The organism is Candidatus Neomarinimicrobiota bacterium, from assembly GCA_018647265.1.
Classification (GTDB): domain Bacteria; phylum Fidelibacterota; class Marinisomatia; order Marinisomatales; family TCS55; genus TCS55.
This window is the reverse complement of record JABGTK010000169.1, coordinates 1-2906: the sequence shown is the minus strand read 5'-3', so window position 1 is coordinate 2906 and position 2906 is coordinate 1. Positions and strand designations below refer to the sequence as shown.

Below are 2906 nucleotides of genomic sequence, written 5' to 3'. Positions count from 1 at the left end.
GAAAACCAAATTTTAGGAATAACTAAATGAGCACCAAGACTAAAACCCCTTCAATGATTGATGCTTTAATTCCCATTCTTTTTTTAATAGTTATGCTAGCATTGTCAGTATATATCTATGGTTCAGACTCTTCATACGGCGGTAACCAAATTGCGTTAATCTTGGCAGCCTGCCTTGCAGCAATTATTGGTATAAAAAATGGTTACAAATGGAAGGAAATTGAGAAGGGGATTATCCAGGGGATTTCCTTAGGAATGGGCGCGATATTAATTTTGCTTGCGGTGGGTGCATTAATAGGAACTTGGATTATGTCTGGAACTGTACCGACGATGATTTATTATGGGTTGAATATTCTATCGCCATCTATCTTCTATTTCGCAGCCTGTTTGATATGCGCAGTATCAGCGCTGAGTATTGGTAGCTCATGGACAGTAGCAGGAACCCTTGGTGTCGCTTTGATGGGGATTGCTGCAGGATTGGGTTTATCTCCCGCAGTTACCGCAGGAGCAGTTATTTCTGGCGCATATTTCGGTGATAAAATGTCGCCATTATCCGATACCACAAATTTAGCCCCCTCCGTGGCGGGAACTGATTTATTTACCCATATTCGACACATGATTTGGACCACAGGCCCAAGTCTAGTTATAGCGCTGATTCTCTTTTTAATAATGGGTTTTCAGGGATCAATAACTGAAGATGTAGGCGGACTCTCTCTTATTCAAGATACGATTGAGAAAACATTCAATATTAGCCTACTTTCTTTTATTCCATTGTTGACGGTATTTATTTTAGCTTTTAAAAAGATGCCTGCTTTCCCAACCGTAATGATTGGCGCTTTATTGGGTGGAATCTTTGCCGTTATTCTGCAGCCACAGGTGGTGGCAAATTACGCAAATCGCCCAGACCTTTCTTCAGGTTTGACTATGCTCTCGGGTGTTTGGACGGCCCTCCATTCAGGGTTTGCCCTGGAAAGCGGTGTAACCGTAGTAGATGAACTTTTAACCCGCGGTGGTATGATTAGCATGCTAAATACTATCTGGCTGGTGATATGTGCACTTACATATGGTGCTGTGTTGGAAACGACTGGATTGTTAAATAAAGTGGTAGAGTCATTATTGTCTTTTGTGAATTCTACTGGATCTTTGATTGTAACAACCATTGCAACTTGTATTGGTATAAACATTATTACTGCCGATCAATATATTGCTATCGTTCTCCCTGGTCGGATGTTTCGTGCTGAATTCGCTCGAAGGAATTTGGCGCCGAAAAATTTATCTCGAACTTTAGAAGATGCAGGAACAATCACCTCTCCATTGGTTCCTTGGAATACTTGTGGGGCATATATGTCTGCTTCTCTTGGGGTGGCCACGTTTGCCTATTTGCCTTTTTGCTTTTTTAATTTAATTAATCCTGTTGTGGCCATTATTTATGGCTTATTCAATATAAAGATAGAAAAACTGAACGAATCGGAATTACCTTTGGAGCGTGTTTAATTCATAGTTCCAAATAATAAAATGTCTAAAAAAGAAAAACTCACCGATAGCGAAATATTATCCCACTATATTAAAATGGGTGAAGTGCTTTCGGATATGTTTAAGCCACATTTAGAGGTTATTGTGCATGATCTTCGTTATCCGGAACATTCAATTATTGCCATCTTTAATAATCACGTGACCGGTAGAAAAGTAGGTGAGGGCACCTCAGATTTTGGCTATAAAAAGGCAAAAGGCGAAGTGCCAGATCAGGTTGTAAATTATAAGAATGAAAGTCCCGATGGCAAACCGTTAAAATCTTCATCTTTAACCATACGAAATTCAGAAAAACAAATTATCGGTTCACTTGGGTTGAATTACGACATTTCAGTCTTTACCCAATTTTCCGACGTGCTATCATTCTTCACAGGAACTGAAGAGAATCCTGTAACACAGAAAAAAGAGGCATTTTTTTACGGCAATACAAAAGAAGATATCCAGATTGCTATTAACCATTACCGTGTAACTAATGGGCTTACAAATAAAATATTTTCAAGAAAAGATAAACATGGTATTATAGAGTTTTTAATTAATGGTGGACATTTGAATAAACGGGGTGCCGTAGCAATTATCAGTGATACATTGTCTCTGACGCGTCCAACTGTTTATAAATATATCAAGGAGTTAAAGGAATCGCAATAAACAGATAATAAATTTATTTACAAAATGTATAATAAACATATTGCATATAATTGGTTAATAATGTTATACTGGACTAGGAGAAGACGTATTTAATCCTTAGTATCGACAGGATTATCGCATCTTTTTTCACAAGAATTCAATTTAGAATTAATACAAATAGGGAGAGCATATCTTATGAAAAGATATTTAAAAATGTCACTTTTATTCACCGTAGGATTGGGAATAGTAAGTGCACAGTCAACAATCCAAGGTACCGTGACTGATGTCAATGGTAACGCCTTGGCTGGTGCAAATGTTGTTGTCGATGGAACTGCCCTCGGCGCCGCGGCTGGATCAGATGGAGATTATCGCATCGAAGTACCATCCGGTACTGTCGGTGGACAATCCGTTACTTTAACAGCTTCTTACATTGGGCATACAAAACAATCTACAAGTGTTTCTGTGCCTACTAGTGGTAGTGCAACGCAAAACTTTTCTTTGGCGATTGATGCCATTGCTTTAAAAGGCATTAGTGTTACAGCATTAGGCTTTGAGGTAAACCGAGATCAACAAGGTTCTTCAAGTGTTTCTGTAACGCCGGCTGATATGACGCGTTCAGGTGAGGCTTTGATAATGAATTCTTTATCATCTAAGGCATCAAATGTGATTGTTAATGCTGTAAGTGGCGACCCAGGCTCTGGCTCTTCCATTAGAATACGTGGCAATAATACAATTTCCGGTAGCAGTCAGCCG

3 protein-coding genes are annotated in these 2906 nt (G+C 39.0%); all 3 read left to right on the top strand.

What is annotated here, in order from left to right; translation table 11 throughout:
* Nucleotides 1-26: 26 nt before the first annotated feature.
* The gene (nhaC, locus tag HN459_09945) at nt 27-1493 is read left to right on the top strand and encodes a Na+/H+ antiporter NhaC (GenBank protein ID MBT3479762.1); all 1467 of its coding nucleotides are present in this window, start codon (nt 27-29) and stop codon (nt 1491-1493) included.
* A 21-nt stretch (nt 1494-1514) separates the two neighbouring features.
* Nucleotides 1515-2174, top strand: a complete 660-nt coding sequence (locus tag HN459_09940; protein MBT3479761.1) for a hypothetical protein — start codon at nt 1515-1517, stop codon at nt 2172-2174.
* 174 nt (nt 2175-2348) lie between these two features.
* Nucleotides 2349-2906: SusC/RagA family TonB-linked outer membrane protein (locus HN459_09935; protein ID MBT3479760.1), on the top strand; the 558-nt coding region annotated here is incomplete at its 3' end.